Genomic DNA, 17478 nt, shown 5'->3' on the forward strand with positions numbered 1-17478 from the left:
ACGCATGACAGCGCCTTTCGGCAAAGTTTATCTGATAGGCGCTGGACCGGGTGCTGCGGACTTAATTACCGTTCGCGGCGCACGTTTGCTGTCGCAAGCCAATGCGGTTCTCTATGACGCATTGGTGACGCCGGCAATGCTGGATTTATGTCCGCAGGCGGTCAAGATCTCAGTCGGCAAAAGAAGTGGCCAACGCTCTGCTGCACAAGAGCACATCAACGAGCAACTCATCGCTTGCGCAAAACAATATGCAGTGGTCGTCCGCCTGAAAGGTGGCGACCCCATGTTATTCGGCCGCGCTGATGAAGAGTTAAGCGCCCTCGAATCTTACAATATCTCCTATGAAATCGTGCCAGGCATCACCACTGCTCTGGCAGCAGCAGCCAGCGTGTGTCAACCGTTGACTAAACGAGGTATTGCCAGAAGTGTCGCATTATTTACGTCCAGTACCGCACCTGGAGAAGTCGCAGATACCCGAATTCCAGAGTGCGACACCTTAGTGCAATACATGGGAGGTAAAGAAGCCATGTTGACAGCGCAACGCATGTTAGCAGCCCAATTCCCTCCTGATTGGCCGGTGATTGTGATTGAAAATTGTAGCCGTGAAGATGAACGGATTGAGAAGCTTAGTTTGCACCAATTATCGCAAGGTCTGGCCGCGAGCACAGGGCCAGTTCTGGTCATGATGGGTGAAGCAATGCGAGCACGCACGTCCACACCATACCCAGCAACGCAGGTCAATACCAAATCAAACGAAATTTAAGGTAATCGCACCTCGAATTTATGGGCCAATTCTTGCAAGGCATTACTCACACGTAGCTGCTCGTAGCTCTCATCGTAGCGGCTTCTGAGCATGTCGCAAGCTTGCTTACAGTAGGCAAGATAGCCATCTTGTCGATCAATAAATGGTTGCAGTGTCACTACCTTCGAGGCCAAACCCATTTTGTTCAATAAGGCGTCAGAATTACGCAAATTAGTGGCCAGATAATCGACTCGTTTAGCAACCAGCATATTGAGTCCATTTTCCAAAGAATTGGCGACTTCAACATTTAAACTGGATCGCACTGCCTCAAACTGAGGCCCATAAACCCAACCGTTAATCACTGCGACCTTACTGCCGTGCAGTGACGCGTAGCTGCCATCCCAAATGACAGGAGGCGACCCCTGGCGCACGTAAAAAGCCATGATGTCCTGAAAAAACGGTTTTTGAGCGAACACAAATTTAGTCTCGCGCTCCGCCGTTTTGTAGGGGCCAATTAAAATGTGGGCATGGCCGTTCTCGACCATCCATTGCGCCCGCCGCCAAGGGTAAATTTCAAAACTAACCGTGTCGCCATTTTGTTTGGCTAAGCTGCGAATTAAATCGACACCTAAACCGACATAGTCCCCATCGACATTACGTTCAAAAATATGGGCAAATTCAGCGCCGACGGCAATAACCTGACCTGCCTTCGCTGGCAAAGAATGCAAAGAGAATAAAGTCAGAAAACAAAAACCTGCGGAGATAGCGAAGCGAGAAAGTAACATGTGTTTTTCCCAAATGAGTTTTCTGGCAAAGTGTGCCAGCAACAAAACTACCGCTTCTTGAAAATACCTATAAAGTTAACTGAAAAAGTTACACCCAATCTGCAAACATAAAATCAAACCAACGTAATGCAATAGTCCCGAATCGCCATTAAAACACTCTCTTCTTCGCCCACTGCGGTGGCCAGTTTAATCTCCAATGTTGGATAGGTCGTCCGCAATTGCTCAAGCAATACAGGCAAATCACGCAATACATGTCCACCTTGCCCCAAGAAAATCGGTGAAACAGTCACCGCTTTACACCCCTGAGCAACAAGTGTCGATACCAAATCAGGCAGGCTTGGCGTCATAAATTCGAGAAAGGCCAGTTCGACGGCGCAATCTGGCAAACTCAGTTGCGTCATTTTCTGCAGACGCTGAAAAGGTGCCGCCCATCGCGGATCACGTGCACCATGGGCAAACAAAATTAAGGCCGACGTTTTACTCATCAATTTCTTTCCACGTAACGCAGGCCAAGCAATGCAAGTCCTAAAAATAAGATACTGGGGACCAGCGCTGTAAAAATTGGTGGCCAGGTGTTAAGCATACCAAGATGCGAGAATAGTGAGTTGATCAGATAAAAGACCATCCCGATCATAATACCACTAAATATTTTAAGACTCGTGCCACCGCTGCGTACATGCAAGTACGCAAAGGGCAGCGCCAATGCCATCATGACCAGGGTCGCAAATGGGTAGGTAATTTTTTTCCAAAAGGCGATTTGATAACGTTCATTGTCTTGTTTATTTTCTGCCAAATGACGCGTAAACGACGCCAAATCGATGGCAGACATGCGATCTGGATCTGCAAATAAAACTGACAAAATATCCGGTGTCACCTCGGAAATCACGTCCAGATTAGCTAACTTCTGACTCTTAACGTTTGCAATGTCCTCGGTAGACAAAGTCATAGGAAAGGAGGTTTCGTTGACATCAAACAAACGCCATACATTGCTGCCTTGGTAGGCAGCATTTTTTGCAGTGACCTCACGTGCCAGATGGAAGTTTTTATCGAATTCGTATAACTTAACTTCTTTAAGCTGGTGATTAGGAAGAATTTCTCGTACATTCAAAAAACGCGAACCGATAATCTCACCTTTTAAACCGTTCTCACGAATCAAATCTTTTGTCCACAATCCAGTCCTGAATTCTTGCGCTTCCGTTGCACCGAGGGCGGTGAGCTTCATAGACTCAGCCATTTTGCTCGTGTTCGGTGCAATTACCTCGCCGAAGATAAAGGTCAGCAGTACAAAAACCAAACCTATTTTGATCAGGATTTGAGCCGCCATAAAGGTCGACATACTGGCCGCTCGCATGATGGTGAATTCAGAATTAGCAGCGAATTGCGCCAGGACGTAGATGGTGCCAATCAATACGGCAATCGGCATAAACTCGTACACATAACCTGGCAAACCCAGGCACACGTACCAGATCGCATGTTGCAATTGATAGCCGCCTTTATTCACAGACGGCAATTCACCCATCAAATCAAAAAAAGAGAACAGCGCCAAAAGTGCCAACATCACAAACAAGACAGCACGGATAATCTCCGTGCCAAAATACTTCTGCAAAATTTTCATGCCAGATTTTCTTTCCCACGTAAGCCCGCTTTGCATCTGGACCACACCACCAAAGGATGCCAATGACTATTCACTTTTAAGCGCCAGGCAAACAAAGAGACGATAGACACCAACACCGCCAAATGCACTGGCCACCATGTCATTCCAAATTCGCTACGCCCCTGCGCAACGGTCGCCTGAGAAATATTAACGATGTTCAGATAAATGATCACCGATAAGAGAGCAACGATGAGGTTTGCAGAGCGCCCCACGCGAGGATTCACAAATCCCAGTGGAATAGCAGCCAACATGAGCAACGTGCACATGACAGGTAAGGAAATACGCCATAACAATTCCGCTTTTTTGACGGAGTCCATATTTTCCAGTAATTTCTTTAGCGGCATCGACTTCGCGGAATTATCGCCAACTAAAGCGCCATTCTGGCTCGATACCAACACACCATATTTCTCAAATTGCATCATCTGAAAATCAGGCGCTGTCGGTAAGCCATCGTAACGGCGACCTTTGCTCATCACTAAAAATTTGTCACCAAACTTATCGATTTCAATAACGCCTTCTTTCGCCACCACAATACTGGAGCGCCCATCGTGAATGGTGTTAATGAAAATGTTTTGTACTTTACTTAGATCGCCGGTCACTTCTTCAACAAAAAAGATGCGATTTGATGAAGCCGATTCCTGAAACTTACCTGGAGATACTTTAGCGATATCCGAACGTTTGTCATAACGTTCTCTGAATTCGGAACTTTGCTGGCTGGCCCAAGGCGTCACCACAAAGCTTAATAAAGCGGTTAATACGATCAATGGCGCCCCAAATCGCAATACTGGCGCGATCCATTCCGTCAAACTCAGACCAGAAGCAAACCAGACCACCATTTCCGAATCCTGATAAGATCGTGTAACTACCAACAAAACAGCAATAAAACCAGTTAAAATCAACAGAACTGGCATATACATCATAGACGTAAAGCCAATCAGGGCGACCACATCGCTGGACGCCACTTTACCTCCAGCAGCCTGGCCGAGGATTTTAATCAACATCACTGTAATTGTGATGGTAAACAAGGTTGTGAAGACTGCGCCTGCTGCGCTGAGCAATTCACGTCGAAGCGCGCGTTGAAAAATCATGAGAAGGATTATAATGTCTGTTTTACGAGACTTACCAAGAGGAGTAATACGTGGACTTTAGCATAAAAACAATCGACGCAAAAAGTGCCTTAACTGCCCACAAGGCCATCAAGACAGGCTGTATCGTAGTTGGCGTATTCGAAAATAAAAAACTTTCCGCAGCCGCGGCGGGTTTAGATAAGCATGGCGCCATTGCCGCAGCACTGAAATCAGGTGACATTTCTGGCAAAATTGGTTCTTCCTTATTACTGCGCAACGTCGCTGAGGTCGCTGCTGAACGGGTATTATTGGTCGGTTTAGGCGAAGAAGGCAGCACAATATCAGAAAAAGCCCTCCAGCAAGCAGCAAACGCCGCCGCCCGTAGCTTACTCAACCTCGGCTCCAATGATGTTGTTTTAGCATTACCAAATATCAAAGATCGCGATATTTCCTGGTCAGTACGCGCCACTGTACTGGCATTCCGCGAAAGCATTTTCCGTGCTGATAGCTTAAAAAGCAAAAAAGATACAAGCAATGTCGGTGTTAAAAAAGTTGCTATCGCTGTTGCCACTACTGAAGCCACTTTGGCCAAATCTGCCCTGACACAAAGCGTTGCCTTAGCCAACGGCATGGATTTAACCAAAGAATTGGGCAATTTACCACCAAACGTTTGCACGCCGACGTATTTAGCCAACACTGCTAAAAAAATCGCCACTGATTACAAGATGGGCGTCGAAATTTTGGATCGCAAGCAATTGCAAGCACTCAAAATGGGCAGCTTCTTGTCAGTCACCAACGGCTCTGTTGAACCACCAAAATTTATCGTTCTCAAACATATGGGCGGTAAAGTCAAAGAGGCACCAGTGGTATTAGTAGGCAAAGGTATTACATTTGATTCTGGTGGTATTTCGCTCAAACCAGGCGCGGGCATGGATGAAATGAAATACGACATGGGCGGCGCAGCATCAGTGATCGGCACAATGCGTGCGATCGGCGAAATGAAGCTCAAACTCAATGTGATTGCCGTCGTTCCGACATGCGAAAACATGCCGTCCGGTTCTGCAACACGTCCAGGCGATATCGTCACCTCAATGTCTGGTCTGACAATTGAAGTATTGAATACCGATGCCGAAGGCCGCTTGATTCTGTGTGACGCTCTGACCTACGCAGAGCGTTTCAACCCAGCCGTAGTCGTTGACGTTGCCACATTGACGGGTGCCTGCGTAACATCATTGGGCCATCACAATAGCGGCTTATTCACACGCCACGATGACAAACATGACGCCTTGGCCGCAGAATTACTCGCAGCAGGTAAGCAATCTGGCGATACCGCATGGCGCATGCCGATTGAAGAAGCGTACAACGAACAGTTGAAGTCAAACTTTGCTGACATGGCCAACATTGGCGGCCCGGCGGGCGGCAGCATCACAGCAGCTTGCTTCCTGGAGCGCTTCACCAAGAAATACACCTGGGCACATCTGGACATCGCTGGTACCGCATGGAAATCCGGTGCATCCAAAGGCTCTACTGGCCGCCCAGTACCTTTGTTGACGACTTTCTTGATGAATCGTGCTGGTTAAGTAACTCAAACCTACGCATCATCATTCAAAAGCCGCGCCACAGTCATTGGCGCGGCTTTTTTATTCCGCCTGGAATGCCTCATGCATTAAACATGTTCAGAACATTTTTCGGGCAGACCTAAACCTGATACCCATCACGAACCACCGCCAGACACATCAACGCTCAACGCTCTTTCACGACGCCCCGGTAAATCAAAAAAGTCGCCAACAACCCCACGCCACCAGACATCGCCATCCAGTATCCAGGTGAAGCCTTGTCACCTGTAGTTTCGATCAGCCAGGTAGATACCAATGGAGTCAAACCACCAAACAACGCGGTCGCCAGACTGTAAGCGAGCGAAAAGCCGGTGGTGCGAATACGCACAGGAATAATTTCAGTCAGAGCAACAATCGTTGCGCCGTTGTAGCTGGCATATAAAAAAGATAACCACAACTCAACAGCCAGCATATGTTCAAAACTAGGATTAGCGATCAGCCACGATAACAGGGGGTAAGCCTTAAATGAATTCCTCATCACGCGTATAACGTGAAGCAAATTCGCGCGCGTCGTATAATGCAAGGGTAATTTGGTAGACGAAAAACACAGCATTAAATTATGTCTGGCCCGTTTGGTGGCACAATTAAATCAGCCGATGAATTTCAAAAAACGACGCAATAAATTTAGATCCTACGAAAAATATGAAAATTACCACCTGCAAGTTCAAAAGTTGTCTCAACTTGCTTCAAGTAGGATCATTTTTTTAGCAATCCTCTATACACCTCTAGGTAAGTTGTAGTTTAATGTCTCAATTTGTCTCACTGCATCTCTACATAAATTTGTAGCTAGATTTGTAGCTAGAGGCAATTTCGACTATTAGCTACAAATTTAGAGAGCAATCATGGCCAAGCGTGGAATCAATCTCCTCGATGATTTACAAATAAAAAGGTGGGTTGCGGCTGGATCACCTATTGCAAAAACTGACGGTGGCGGACTAACTTTTACTCTATCGAAAGCCGGTACCGCAACTTTCGTTTTGCGTTATTTGCGCGCAGGGAGACCAAAAGAACTTACTCTTGGCAACTATCCAGACTTGACGCTTGCAGCAGCAAGAAAGCTAGCAAGGGAACATCGAGTAGCCATTGATCAAGGTGGGGATCCAGCAGCAAATAAGCAGCTGAGCAAGATGCGAACTTCTCAAACATGGACTATCAACAGACTCGCAGATGACTACCTTGAAAAGCAACTGACGCCAGAAAACTACTCGCACAGCACACTCTACTATCGAAAGTGGGATATTGAAAACATTGTTAGACCAAAATTAGGAAGCTTGGAAGTTCAACTAATCACTCCATCCGACATCGTCTATGTGATTGAAAATACAGGTCGAACCTGGACAATCAATCGTCGCATACTCATAACGATGGGAAAAATGTTTGATCATGCCATTGCAAAAAAATTAATCGCAGCAAATCCATGCACCGGCGTCAAACTCACAGCCCTTCTTGGAACACGTCCAAAAGTCAAAAAGCGCGTCATGCTTACAGCAGAGGAAATCCGATCCCTTCTTGCTAATATAGAATTTATCGGAACCTGCAATGCCCTTGCATTCCGAATTCTTCTTGCAACGTGCGTACGCTCAATTGAACTCACAAAAGCCAAATGGGAGGACATTGATTTTGTCGCAAAAACGTGGATTGTGCATGATGATGCAGTCAAGACTAGACAAGGTTTTCTGGTACCACTGACACCAACAGTTGAAAAGTGGTTCTTAGAACTGAAAGAATATGCCGGTTCGTCAGCATACGTACTTCCGGCGCGAGACGACCGAAGAACAAGAAATGGCGACACTCACGTCGGCCCTACTACGCTTTGGGCGGCAATAACACGAGCATTTGAACGCGGAGAAATAGAAACACGGAAATTTACTCCACACGACACCCGAAGTACTGCCAAGGGACATATGAGAAATCTAGGCATAAGTAAGGAAATATCCGAACTTGCGCTCAATCATAAACTTCAAGGAATGGATGCTATTTATGATGTTAGGACCGATATCCCAGAGCGTAGGGCTGCCCTCGAGCTCTGGGCTAAATTTATTGATGAGATTGAGAATACAGTAAAAAATAAGCGTCAACAGGAGTTGTTAGGTCAGCCCTATTGACGCTTTTTTTTCAAATGAGAAATCAACTCTGCATAGCCATTCCTGTCACCTCCCAAATAAAAACCTCCAAAAGGCCGATTCCGTCGCGCAAAAACATTGCAAAAAATGCCATTTAAATACTAAAATAGCACATCTTTTCAAAAGGAATTTTATGTCTTTGTTAAAACTTATCGCTGCGATTGCAGCTTTTTCTTTATCGGCTTGTGGAGGCGGCGGTATGCAAACAGTTGCGCCACAAGAACAGAAGCAAATTACCGTCGCCTTTATGGGGGACTCTACGGTAGCGGGAGTTCAGGGGATTCTCAATGCAAAAACAGAACCTTTTAATCAATTATTACCAGAAAAGTCCTACGCGGCATTAATTCAGGCACAGTCAAACGGACGGATTAAATCAGTCAATCTTGCTGTTGGATCTGGTCCAAGTAATACCAGTCACATGCGCGAAATTGAATACCCATTAGCCTTAGCAGCCAATCCCGATATTATTGTGATGTCTACCGGGCTCAATGATGTGGTAAATAACTATTCGGACTCGGATTATGTTGGCAACTATCAAGTGATCTTGCAGGACTTGCAAAGCCGTAAAATAAAGATTGTTTTGCTTACCCCTTTGGTTGGCATACCGTATCTGACTTACGCTCAAGACGCAAAAGCGGCACATTTCGCAAATTTAATGAAGCAGTTAGCCGTGCAATATAACGCAACGCTAATAGACACACGGGCATTGGAGACGGTAGTGAATGGCGTAAATACCTCAGCGTGTAATGCCTATGATTTACACCCATGCGATTATCAACCATTTGCTAACGCTATTCTGCCAGTGCTTTTAAAGCTGTGAAATAACTACAGGCTTTAAACCAAAAAGGCGACACGGCCCCATATTTGTATTTCTTGAGCATCAAAAAAAACGTCAAATATGAGTGCGGCAGTTTCAGCAACAACTTCCGCACTCGCTTCACCCTACAATCTACGTGATATGAGCCAATATCAAACACAAATACGGCAGAATGCCACCGGCTATCGTTACCAGCGCTTTACCCACACACATCGATAACGTCTCACCTTCTTTGAAATAGTCGACAATCTTTTTCCCCGCCGAAACGACGGTCAGCACCGCGAACGCAATGGCCACGGAATGAAGCACGTGCAAGCGGGATAAAATCAACAGCACTATCAAGAACAACGCCTGGCCGTAGATGAAATGGTTCGCATAGTCTTGCGGAATTTGAGGAACTTTGTCCAACGGATTAGTCCAAGTCATTTTTTTCACCTTCTATCAAATTGTTATCAGTAATAAACTTTTGCTGCGCCCGGCATTGAGAAGCTAATTCGTCGGCGTTGCGCAAGAGAGCGAATAAATCTTGCAGCCCTGAGTCTGAAAGTATCCAGGCACCGGAATTGGCTTGATCAGGCTCGCTGGCATTTTTGGAACTGGAGCTTTCGGCAGATCGACTACCTTTACTTCTGGAGTCGCTGCGCATGCTGTCAACAACAGCAACATGGACAGCATCGTTGTGAGTTTTATCATTTGCTTCCCCTTGTTTAATGAGTTTGATTGTTTCCGATTGGGCTGCTGCGACCTGCGAATTTTCGGCTTCGCGTTTGGCAATGGCTGCTTTTGCCGCTTTGTCCTGGCGGTCTTTGTCCGCATCCCATTCGGCCTGCACTTCTTTGCGACCCAAGTCTTTGATGTGCTCATAAGTGACGTAACCACCAGCACAAACGATGATTGCAACGACGAGCCACGCAATTATTTTTTCAGACATATTTCCCTCTCTTCACTTCGTCGCTTTGTGATACCCGGCACTACCCTGCCCCCTGCTTTATTCCAGAGCATGAGTGCGTTGCAAGAGCCGACAATATCGCCAGCATTGGCAAGCTTCGCCATCGATGAGCCACAGAAAGCGCCGACACCAATGTTGTAAGCCGCATCGACAAAAGCGATTTTTTGCCCATCAGTCAGAGGTGCGGGCACACATTCCATAACACCCTCGGCATGTGACGCAAGATCCTTATCTAACTGCGCGGCACACTCGGCAGGCGTGTACGTCTTACCCCAGATGGCGTTTTCTGTCGCGCCGGTGCAATATGTGAGAACACCGCCCAAGTCCTTGTATGTCTTATAGACCGTCCCCTCTTTCGAAGGAGTGAAGATCATGAGGACGGCAGCGGCAACTGAGCCAACGATGGCGGCTAAACTTTTTTTTGATACGATCATTTGTCCACCTTCCCATCGATTTTCGTTTGCAGTCGGTTGATTGACTCACGCGTATCGCGAGCGCTTTCGCGTATAGCGTCGACCAGGTCTTTTATTGTTTCATCGAGACGGTCAAGGCTTTTGCTGAGCTCATCCTGCGTCACATGGTTTTGTGAAACATAAAGCTTGAAGTCAGTGATCTCTTTCTGAGTTGCCTCAAGCTTTACCTGGTGTTCTTTCAACGCTTCATCAACCTGATGAATATTTCTTCGCAGTGAGAAGCCGACTGCACCGCAAAAAGCAGAGAGAATGCCTCCGCCAACGACCTCAATTAATAGGCTGTAATCCATCAAGCAGCCTCCTTCACGTGCAGCGCCTTCAATTCATCGGGTGAGTAAATAAAGCCACGGATCAGGAAACCTTGAACATTCCAAATCGGGTCTGACTCTTCATGTCGGCCGTGATTTTGACCGCGGTGATGCAGCTCACAAAGCGGGAGCTGGTTATATTCAGAATCAACAAACGTCGTTGGATTTGCTGGATCAAATGCTTCCCAATCAAAGTCTTGCGTCAGTTTGATCAAATCCCAGATTGGATGCTTTTTCGGGATCGGCACAACACGCTGCAACTTATGCGACCACATCACGTCAGTTTGATTAGTCGCTACATCGCGCACCCATTTCCAGTCGATCACGAGCTGGTACGCCCACTCGAAGAAGCGATGATGAAACTCAAGCGTTTCTTCGTCACCGCAGATCGAGCAAGCGTTATAGCCATTGGCTTTCATTTTCCTCTTCGTATGCACAAATAGACTCGATTCCGTGCGCTTTTCGTGATCTGGATAGAACGTATCTTCAGACAGTGTGGCTTTTTTTTCGTGTTCGTTTAACGTCATCGTCTTTCCTTTAGACATAAAAAAACCCGCCGTAGCGGGTTAGGATTGGCTTGCATGAATTAGCTGACAACGTAGGACAAGCCATCAAGTGAAATGTAGGGATTTCCTGTAGCGGAATAACTTGGTCCTATGGATGTTCCATAAAGTACCACTGACCCTGACGGCAATATCGATAGAATCGCGGCACCCTGCGCATAGGTTCCCGTGCCATTCCAGTAGGGCGCTATGAGCACTTTTTGCTGGAGAGGCGCTGAGCTTAACGCTACTGAAGCAATCTGTGTCCCAGAGGTGACATTACTAGTTAAAAGCTGCCCGGATAGATTAACAACACCCCCCTTTGTCATGGTCGATTGAAGCAACGTACCTGCTACTGCCGTTACCGGTGCGACGGGTACGATCGGATCAACTCTTGGTGTTGTAACAAGTGTTCCAAATAGTTTTTCGTACCACGCCGATGCAATAATTGAATGACCGAAGTCATTCGGGTGTAAGCCGTCGGACGTCGCTCCGACCGTCAGCAAATCGAGCTCACTTAAATCCATCACATCTAAATCAAACTGCCGCGCCAATTGGTAGATCGCTTCGCGATAGTTTTCAAACGGCTCAAGCACTGGTGTACGGAAATCTGAACGTGCATTCAGTGGAACCTGAAGAATAATTGTGCAACTTGTACCTGTTGCAGCGCGTAATTGAGTAATGATGCTTGATAGATTTGCTTTGTACTGCGCAGACGTATTTGCAGTCGATACGTTGAAAATATCATTCGTGCCAATAGCCAAGATGAATATTTCAAAGTTGAACTGTGGGTACGGATTTTGCGCAACAAGCGATGCAATTACTGGCGCAGGCGTGAAATTATTCGTGTTGTAGCCGCTAAACCCTTGCACTGAAATGAAATAGGGATTAGTTCCCGCACTTCCTGCTGCACCAGACAACGCATGAAATGCACTGATGCCTGTTACTTCGACTGGAGCAACAGAACACGTAATCGTATAAGTGACGCCCTTTCCGCCGCGCGCGAGCTGCGTCAAAATTCCAAGCACATCCGTTCCGGGCGCCCCTGTACATACCTGACTACCTAACGTCGTCCCGCCAGATGTCAGGGTCAGAGTTCCTACACCTGTCGCAGCCCGGGTAAAATAGAACACTACCGTATCTATATAGTCAGCAGTAAAAGTAATCGTACCACCCGGCGCAAGAATAACTGAATTACGCCCTGGTCCATTTGTGCCACGAGTATATGAACCGCCCAGCGTCACAGTATTAAACATACCCCCAGACTGATAGCTTCCTTGCCCAAATGGAAGCGAGTTATTGAGCAACTTTTGAAGTACCGCCGGATAACTATTTGCCTGTACCGATGCACCCGTTCCCGAGGTGATCGAATCACCGATGATCGTGACGGCGCGAGGAAAATTCGAAAACTGCAGTGCGTTACCGAAAGCTAATCCGGAAATTTTCTTCAACATACCGTTTCGAGTTGTGCCGTTATGCGTAACGCCATTTGTAGCGACTACGCTACCGGGACCCACATAATTCTTTGTAAGCAAAGGTTGGCCACTAATAAATGTGCCCGCCGGAACGTACCACGAATCAATATTACTCGCTTCAGTGATCGCGAATGCAATCGTGCCGGATGCAGCATCACCTGGTATCGCACCAAGCTGCACGACGGATGGCTGCTTATCAATAATCGCATACCAGCGATTTCCTGCTGCATCAACAATGATCGACCAGCCATTATCAATACTAGTTGTATCTGTCGGTTGAATGTAATAGTCAAACTGACGCGCCACAGGTTGAATCTTCGTTGAAGTAGATCCGTAGTAGGACGTTACGCCACAGCTATAAACTTGGCTCGATGGTGCGGTATTGAGGCGCAGCGCTGCAATCGAATCAAATTGCAATCGATTTGCGAGAGATGTACTAAGCGCCGCTAGCTGCCCCATATTGACCGCGTGCGAAGTATGGGTGCCTGGTGCCACCTGAAGCGAGCCGCCAGTCGAGCTCAATAAGATCCAAACGCCATTGCCGGAATTAACTGCAGGATTAATAAAATAAAGTAAGTCGCAAATACCATTGACGACAATTTCGCCACCTTGTAGTGGCTGCATACCTAGTCCATAAATTGGCTTCGCTGCTAGACCGTCAGGAGCATACGTAGACGCACCAGTATTCGCATGCAAGCATTGAACCTCCTGCACCGTTCCATGTTTTAACGTCCCGAGTGTTAATGGCGTTACATTTACTCCGGAATACGCATTCGCTACACCAGTATCCGTAATTATGCTGGATTGAGAAATTAGCGTTTGAATCGCCGTAACAACCTGGTTATACGAAGTTTTGTTGTGCGTCATTCCCGCTGCAGTAAGGATGGAACATAGCTCTTCCTGCACCATGTTCAACCACGATGCACGCACCCGAGTTGCTTGCGTCACTCCCGGAACACCCTCTGTAAAAAATCCCTCCGGTCCGGCCATTTCTGGAACGGGAAGCGCCTGCGCTGCGGTTATATCATCAACACGAAACATAGAGAAAATCCTTTAATCTCAATAGTAAGTAAAAAAAACAGTCGTATGTGCTGGGGCAATTTCTCTCAACTCACACTCCAAAACTTTGTTGTCAAACATCCCCAATGGATCGCCGGCACATGAGGATCCGGCTAGAAATGAAAACAAAGAAAACACGTGGGCAGAGACTTGCCATGCATGCGCGAATGCATCGCCACACACAGGCAGTCCCGCTGCTAAACCACCCGCTCTGGCGGGTGCAAACTGCGTAATGGTCACGTTGTAACCAAGATTTGTTGCAAACGCCTTCATGTAAGCCACTGACTGACCACCGACACCAGTAAACCTTGCGAGCACTTGCGCTTGCCTCGCTTGGATCGTCGGTGCCACACCTGCACACGGATCCGGCAGACCTAACGTCATCTCCCATTCAGGCAATAATTCAAGGGTTGTACTTGGAAGCACATCAGCCAATAACTGGTTCGAACGCAAGTTTTGACGGGCATAGACAGGCGTTAATCCTGATAAAACCTGCGTCTGTATCGATGCAGGATCACGAGGCCATACACGTCCGCGAGGCAATAGTGATTGCAAAGCGCTGAGGTAATCAGCGGCGGAAAATGTGGAGTTCATAGTGTTAAGTAAAAGTGATTGTGCCAAGCGTAGATAGCGTCCCTACTGCGTTGACGATATCAGCGGCTGGCGACACCAGCAGAAAATCGGACACGCCCGCATTGTTTGCGATCGCAGACCATATTTGAGCAAGGGGAATCGTGCTTCCGGTTGGATCCCCAAGAGAAAACAAGACTGACGAGATTGCCGCTTGAACCGCCGATCGCGCCGATTCTGGTACGCCCTTAATTGTCAGGTTCACCGGTGCCGGAGCTGGAGCCACTAAATAGACCAATGCTGTAACAGGCTGCAATGGCAAGATGTAATTAGCGATACTCAACAAATCTCCGGTCGCAGTCGCCCCACGATTCTCATTTGTTGCGACACCATTTTTACCCTGCGGAAAGCCATTATTTGCGGCATTACTCACATCGAACATCACGTAAATAACAACCGTACCCGGACCGTATGAGTTTGGAAGACACCAGGCACGTGTCACTCCAGGAACTGAGCTCGCCCATTGAATATAATCATTGAGCGCCCCCCCCTTTGGCGGGTTTTGATACGCAAATAACATTCGGCTTTTTAACGAGTCATTACTTTCGATGTCTGCGCCACCTGTAAATGCCAGACTAACGACCCCCGTTGCCTGAATACCTGATACTGCTTGACTGAGTGTCATCGATACACCTACAGCCGTATTACCAAATGCCCCTTGCACACCACTAGGATCTGGCGCCATCTGCGCATTAACAACGATCGTTCCATTGTTTGCCCTGGCATCTGAAAGCGTCACACAAGTTTGTCCATCACCTCGAACAACAACGGATCCCGCAGGAAGAAGAGCATTTTCTCCTGCTGTAAATGTGATCACTCCACTCGCTTGCGTCGCCGGCTGACGATAGACACTTTTTAATGCAGCCCATCCTTCGAGATACTCGTCCGTACATGTAAAGGGAACCGCTTGCTTTGCAATCCAATCAAGATATCCATAATGTAAATGCGCCAAACCAGCCTGCGCCGTTGCCGTGATATTCAAGTTAGAAAATCGAAGCAGCGGATCAACCCCCGATACTGACTGTGCTATATCGCTCGCTACACTAGCCTGAAGCGCCGACAATGTCGGACGATTAAATGGCATATTAATTACCTCCGTTCCATGTCCAAAAAAACTGCATTGCCGACTGCGAACCATTGCTATACGCGACGACATTTGCTCCTAACATGCTCGCCTTTGTCCACTCAACTGTGATATCGAAACGCCCAACGACCCCATCATCAATTAGCCATTGAAGCGCTTCAGAGATATAGTCTTTCGCTTGGTTGAGGGTCTCTGTCGCTTGTTTTGATCTACTGAGCAACCATAGGCGCGAGCCGATAATGACGTCCTGCCCAGCATCACCCCACCAGCCGCGAGGATCGTTCGACCCGTCCGGGATGATGTCATCAGGATTAGCTGCCCTATCAGTAAAAAGGCTGATATAAATCGCAGTTTGCAAATCATTACCTGTCCGCAATTGCGAACCCTTGATCGCCCAGTCGCCATATCCCAACGCTGGATTCCAGATAATTGTTGTATCGCTCATTCTGATTGGTTTGGTTGATTTGACGTAAGCGTGCTCTGACCTGATTGCACCTGCTGAATGACGTGAGTATGAGAATTAAATACCTGCCGCATTCCTGCCATGCTTTTGTTACTGTGATCAGATACATCACCCTTTGCAACGACGTTTCCAGTGACATTTGCATTGCCGCCAACGGTCAAGTTTCCATCGACATTTGCATCGCCGGTCATATGCACGAGTGGCGTATCCAAAGTCACTTCAGGCGTATTTGTGAGCATCATCGGTAAGCCTGCACCATTGACGACGATGCCGGTCTGTGACAAATAAACTGACTGACCTAAATTATCAGAGATCGACACTTCGCCAGGCTTTAAGCTCCGCATTCGAAAAGTTTGATTACCAGTTGCGATGATGACGCCATCGAGACGATTACCACCGACAAACACCAGCACCGCATCAGATTCAGCAGGAGGCATTGAATTAAAACCGTATTCTGATAATCGCGGAATATCATCAAATGTTTCAAACTGTCCCATTTTTACTTGTTGCTTTTGAACGCTCTGATCGTCAGTGCCGATTTTTATTCGACCGCGTCCCACCATCAACATTATTCGACGATAGATCCGCTCGATCGCCGCTGCTGATCCACTCATACGCCTCCCACATTTGCTAATTCGGCTGGCCCCTGCTGAAGTAGCACCGGCTCCGGCGTAAACGCCTCGGGAGCCATAATCACGAGATCACAAGCGGTACCGCGCTCATCTTTTCTATAAGTCACTTCGCTTATCAACCACGTGCGCAGAGGTGCCTTTAACGTTGGCAGCTCCAAATCGACCAACGTATTCGGGGTGTACAACACATTTGCAGAGTCACGCCATCCATCTGTTGTAATTCGCAACTGTGCAGACCTCCCGAAGCGCCGACTGCACTCCCACTGGGCACGTTGCTTGGCGATCTCCGATCCCGGATCGCCGCCCTCTGCGACAATAATGCGCCGCCGATGACGCTTGATATTTGGATTAGTAACTGTCTCGACTAAATTGCCACTTTCCCCAAGGTCGTGCAAAACGTCCATGGACATACGCACGACTAAATATTCTGAAAACTGCTGATCACAGGTGTAAGCGATGGAAGCTGACTCCACGTTAACACCCTCTTTAAAACCACTCGCAGCCTTCTCAGTACCGACCCGATTGAGTATTAAATTACCATCCGATCCTTCGTAAGCCAGAAGAGCTGCATAGCGACACACGCGCTCAATAATCTCAAATGCCGTTTCGCCATTATTTAAAATCAAGCGGGGGATCGGCGGTCCTGGATCGCTCAGACAGCTCGCGCTCAGCTGATACGGCTCGCATAATTTCTGGGCAACACCTAATGCAGACGAGGCGCTGATTTGCCCCCCCGGCCATTCCGCAGCACAGTCGACCAGGTCTGAACAGCGCCCTCGACCTGCGACCTGAATCGAATGCTGCGATGCGCTGATCGACGGATTGAAACGATCAACATAACCACTGATAACCTGGTCGCTACCTAAAAAAACATCACAGCTATCTCCGGGATTTACACTGGCCATGACTTCCGATAACTCACCCGAAAAATACTCTGACATCGTTAATTCAAAATCATTCGGGCACCGCTCGATGCCAAGCGTCACGCGAACACTATTCCACCCGGACAGGCGCAAACCGCCTACAATTAGTGTAAGATCGTCAACCATTTCAACTTTC

Annotated in this window: 19 protein-coding genes and 1 pseudogene; 4 read left to right on the forward strand and 16 right to left on the reverse strand. The window is 47.5% G+C overall.

What is annotated here, in order from left to right; genetic code table 11:
• Positions 1–4 precede the first annotated feature (4 nt).
• Complete coding sequence (gene cobA / locus ACO0K1_RS00295; protein WP_423021831.1) at positions 5–763, forward strand: uroporphyrinogen-III C-methyltransferase; 759 nt, start codon at positions 5–7, stop codon at positions 761–763.
• On the opposite strand, the gene ACO0K1_RS00300 is transcribed toward cobA, so the two are convergent.
• The 4 genes from ACO0K1_RS00300 to lptF form a co-directional block, all read right to left on the reverse strand.
• On the reverse strand, positions 760–1527 hold the full coding sequence (locus ACO0K1_RS00300) for a substrate-binding periplasmic protein (protein WP_423021832.1): 768 nt from the start codon (positions 1525–1527) through the stop codon (positions 760–762). The two genes, cobA and ACO0K1_RS00300, sit on opposite strands and share 4 nt — an antisense overlap.
• Before the next feature lie 113 nt (positions 1528–1640).
• Positions 1641–2012 (reverse strand): sirohydrochlorin chelatase, encoded by a 372-nt coding sequence (locus tag ACO0K1_RS00305; RefSeq protein WP_423021833.1) that lies wholly within the window; start codon positions 2010–2012, stop codon positions 1641–1643.
• Entirely contained in the window at positions 2012–3142 is a 1131-nt protein-coding gene (gene lptG, locus ACO0K1_RS00310; RefSeq protein ID WP_423021834.1) for an LPS export ABC transporter permease LptG, read from the reverse strand. Before lptG ends, ACO0K1_RS00305 begins: the two co-directional genes overlap by 1 nt.
• Positions 3139–4269, reverse strand: a complete 1131-nt coding sequence (gene lptF, locus ACO0K1_RS00315) for an LPS export ABC transporter permease LptF (protein ID WP_423021835.1) — start codon at positions 4267–4269, stop codon at positions 3139–3141. The genes lptG and lptF overlap by 4 nt, the downstream gene beginning before the upstream one ends.
• A gap of 50 nt (positions 4270–4319) precedes the next feature.
• Here lptF and ACO0K1_RS00320 point away from each other — a divergent pair, with 50 nt between their 5' ends.
• Positions 4320–5828 carry a leucyl aminopeptidase gene (locus tag ACO0K1_RS00320; protein WP_423021836.1) on the forward strand — a complete coding sequence of 503 codons (1509 nt, stop codon included), beginning with the start codon at positions 4320–4322 and terminating at the stop codon, positions 5826–5828.
• Positions 5829–5991: 163 nt separating this feature from the next.
• Here the strand turns inward: ACO0K1_RS00320 and ACO0K1_RS00325 are convergent.
• Positions 5992–6327, reverse strand: a pseudogene (locus ACO0K1_RS00325) (MFS transporter); the annotation flags it as partial.
• A 379-nt stretch (positions 6328–6706) separates the two neighbouring features.
• Here ACO0K1_RS00325 and ACO0K1_RS00330 point away from each other — a divergent pair.
• Both ACO0K1_RS00330 and ACO0K1_RS00335 read left to right on the forward strand, forming a co-directional pair.
• Complete coding sequence (locus tag ACO0K1_RS00330; protein ID WP_423021837.1) at positions 6707–7969, forward strand: tyrosine-type recombinase/integrase; 1263 nt, start codon at positions 6707–6709, stop codon at positions 7967–7969.
• A gap of 151 nt (positions 7970–8120) precedes the next feature.
• The gene (locus ACO0K1_RS00335) at positions 8121–8807 is read left to right on the forward strand and encodes an SGNH/GDSL hydrolase family protein (RefSeq protein ID WP_423021838.1); all 687 of its coding nucleotides are present in this window, start codon (positions 8121–8123) and stop codon (positions 8805–8807) included.
• A gap of 129 nt (positions 8808–8936) precedes the next feature.
• On the opposite strand, the gene ACO0K1_RS00340 is transcribed toward ACO0K1_RS00335, so the two are convergent.
• Genes ACO0K1_RS00340 through ACO0K1_RS00390 form a run of 11 tightly spaced genes read right to left on the reverse strand, consistent with a single transcriptional unit; the run spans position 8937 to position 17468 of the window.
• Entirely contained in the window at positions 8937–9230 is a 294-nt protein-coding gene (locus ACO0K1_RS00340; protein ID WP_423021839.1) for a hypothetical protein, read from the reverse strand.
• Positions 9217–9735: a hypothetical protein gene (locus tag ACO0K1_RS00345; protein WP_423021840.1), complete on the reverse strand. Its 519-nt coding sequence runs from the start codon at positions 9733–9735 to the stop codon at positions 9217–9219. Before ACO0K1_RS00345 ends, ACO0K1_RS00340 begins: the two co-directional genes overlap by 14 nt.
• Positions 9720–10127 carry a lysozyme gene (locus ACO0K1_RS00350; RefSeq protein ID WP_423021841.1) on the reverse strand — a complete coding sequence of 136 codons (408 nt, stop codon included), beginning with the start codon at positions 10125–10127 and terminating at the stop codon, positions 9720–9722. Before ACO0K1_RS00350 ends, ACO0K1_RS00345 begins: the two co-directional genes overlap by 16 nt.
• A 56-nt stretch (positions 10128–10183) precedes the next feature.
• Complete coding sequence (locus ACO0K1_RS00355; protein WP_423021842.1) at positions 10184–10516, reverse strand: hypothetical protein; 333 nt, start codon at positions 10514–10516, stop codon at positions 10184–10186.
• A complete protein-coding gene (locus tag ACO0K1_RS00360; protein ID WP_423021843.1) occupies positions 10516–11061 on the reverse strand; it encodes a hypothetical protein in 546 nt (181 codons plus the stop codon). Before ACO0K1_RS00360 ends, ACO0K1_RS00355 begins: the two co-directional genes overlap by 1 nt.
• A 59-nt stretch (positions 11062–11120) precedes the next feature.
• Complete coding sequence (locus tag ACO0K1_RS00365; protein ID WP_423021844.1) at positions 11121–13592, reverse strand: GDSL-type esterase/lipase family protein; 2472 nt, start codon at positions 13590–13592, stop codon at positions 11121–11123.
• Between the two features lie 18 nt (positions 13593–13610).
• Positions 13611–14204, reverse strand: coding sequence for a YmfQ family protein (locus ACO0K1_RS00370; RefSeq protein ID WP_423021845.1), 594 nt, complete (start codon positions 14202–14204; stop codon positions 13611–13613).
• Positions 14205–14208: 4 nt separating this feature from the next.
• Positions 14209–15324 carry a baseplate J/gp47 family protein gene (locus tag ACO0K1_RS00375; RefSeq protein ID WP_423021846.1) on the reverse strand — a complete coding sequence of 372 codons (1116 nt, stop codon included), beginning with the start codon at positions 15322–15324 and terminating at the stop codon, positions 14209–14211.
• 1 nt (position 15325) lies between these two features.
• Positions 15326–15769: a phage GP46 family protein gene (locus ACO0K1_RS00380; RefSeq protein ID WP_423021847.1), complete on the reverse strand. Its 444-nt coding sequence runs from the start codon at positions 15767–15769 to the stop codon at positions 15326–15328.
• The gene (locus tag ACO0K1_RS00385) at positions 15766–16401 is read right to left on the reverse strand and encodes a phage baseplate assembly protein V (RefSeq protein WP_423021848.1); all 636 of its coding nucleotides are present in this window, start codon (positions 16399–16401) and stop codon (positions 15766–15768) included. Before ACO0K1_RS00385 ends, ACO0K1_RS00380 begins: the two co-directional genes overlap by 4 nt.
• Entirely contained in the window at positions 16398–17468 is a 1071-nt protein-coding gene (locus ACO0K1_RS00390; RefSeq protein WP_423021849.1) for a phage baseplate assembly protein, read from the reverse strand. The genes ACO0K1_RS00385 and ACO0K1_RS00390 overlap by 4 nt, the downstream gene beginning before the upstream one ends.
• Positions 17469–17478: the final 10 nt, after the last annotated feature.

This window comes from Undibacterium sp. SXout20W (assembly GCF_049340285.1).
Classification (GTDB): domain Bacteria; phylum Pseudomonadota; class Gammaproteobacteria; order Burkholderiales; family Burkholderiaceae_D; genus Undibacterium.

Coding starts and splice junctions, on each gene's coding strand:
- ACO0K1_RS00375 (WP_423021846.1), bottom strand. CDS start 15,324: ATGCCATTTAATCGTCCGACATTGTCGGCGCTTCAGGCTAGTGTAGCG.
- ACO0K1_RS00370 (WP_423021845.1), bottom strand. CDS start 14,204: ATGAACTCCACATTTTCCGCCGCTGATTACCTCAGCGCTTTGCAATCA.
- ACO0K1_RS00385 (WP_423021848.1), bottom strand. CDS start 16,401: ATGAGTGGATCAGCAGCGGCGATCGAGCGGATCTATCGTCGAATAATG.
- ACO0K1_RS00345 (WP_423021840.1), bottom strand. CDS start 9,735: ATGTCTGAAAAAATAATTGCGTGGCTCGTCGTTGCAATCATCGTTTGT.
- lptG (WP_423021834.1), bottom strand. CDS start 3,142: ATGAAAATTTTGCAGAAGTATTTTGGCACGGAGATTATCCGTGCTGTC.
- cobA (WP_423021831.1), top strand. CDS start 5: ATGACAGCGCCTTTCGGCAAAGTTTATCTGATAGGCGCTGGACCGGGT.
- ACO0K1_RS00340 (WP_423021839.1), bottom strand. CDS start 9,230: ATGACTTGGACTAATCCGTTGGACAAAGTTCCTCAAATTCCGCAAGAC.
- ACO0K1_RS00300 (WP_423021832.1), bottom strand. CDS start 1,527: ATGTTACTTTCTCGCTTCGCTATCTCCGCAGGTTTTTGTTTTCTGACT.
- ACO0K1_RS00390 (WP_423021849.1), bottom strand. CDS start 17,468: ATGGTTGACGATCTTACACTAATTGTAGGCGGTTTGCGCCTGTCCGGG.
- ACO0K1_RS00335 (WP_423021838.1), top strand. CDS start 8,121: ATGTCTTTGTTAAAACTTATCGCTGCGATTGCAGCTTTTTCTTTATCG.
- ACO0K1_RS00330 (WP_423021837.1), top strand. CDS start 6,707: ATGGCCAAGCGTGGAATCAATCTCCTCGATGATTTACAAATAAAAAGG.
- ACO0K1_RS00305 (WP_423021833.1), bottom strand. CDS start 2,012: ATGAGTAAAACGTCGGCCTTAATTTTGTTTGCCCATGGTGCACGTGAT.
- ACO0K1_RS00350 (WP_423021841.1), bottom strand. CDS start 10,127: ATGATCTTCACTCCTTCGAAAGAGGGGACGGTCTATAAGACATACAAG.
- ACO0K1_RS00380 (WP_423021847.1), bottom strand. CDS start 15,769: ATGAGCGATACAACAATTATCTGGAATCCAGCGTTGGGATATGGCGAC.
- ACO0K1_RS00360 (WP_423021843.1), bottom strand. CDS start 11,061: ATGACGTTAAACGAACACGAAAAAAAAGCCACACTGTCTGAAGATACG.
- lptF (WP_423021835.1), bottom strand. CDS start 4,269: ATGATTTTTCAACGCGCGCTTCGACGTGAATTGCTCAGCGCAGCAGGC.
- ACO0K1_RS00365 (WP_423021844.1), bottom strand. CDS start 13,592: ATGTTTCGTGTTGATGATATAACCGCAGCGCAGGCGCTTCCCGTTCCA.
- ACO0K1_RS00355 (WP_423021842.1), bottom strand. CDS start 10,516: ATGGATTACAGCCTATTAATTGAGGTCGTTGGCGGAGGCATTCTCTCT.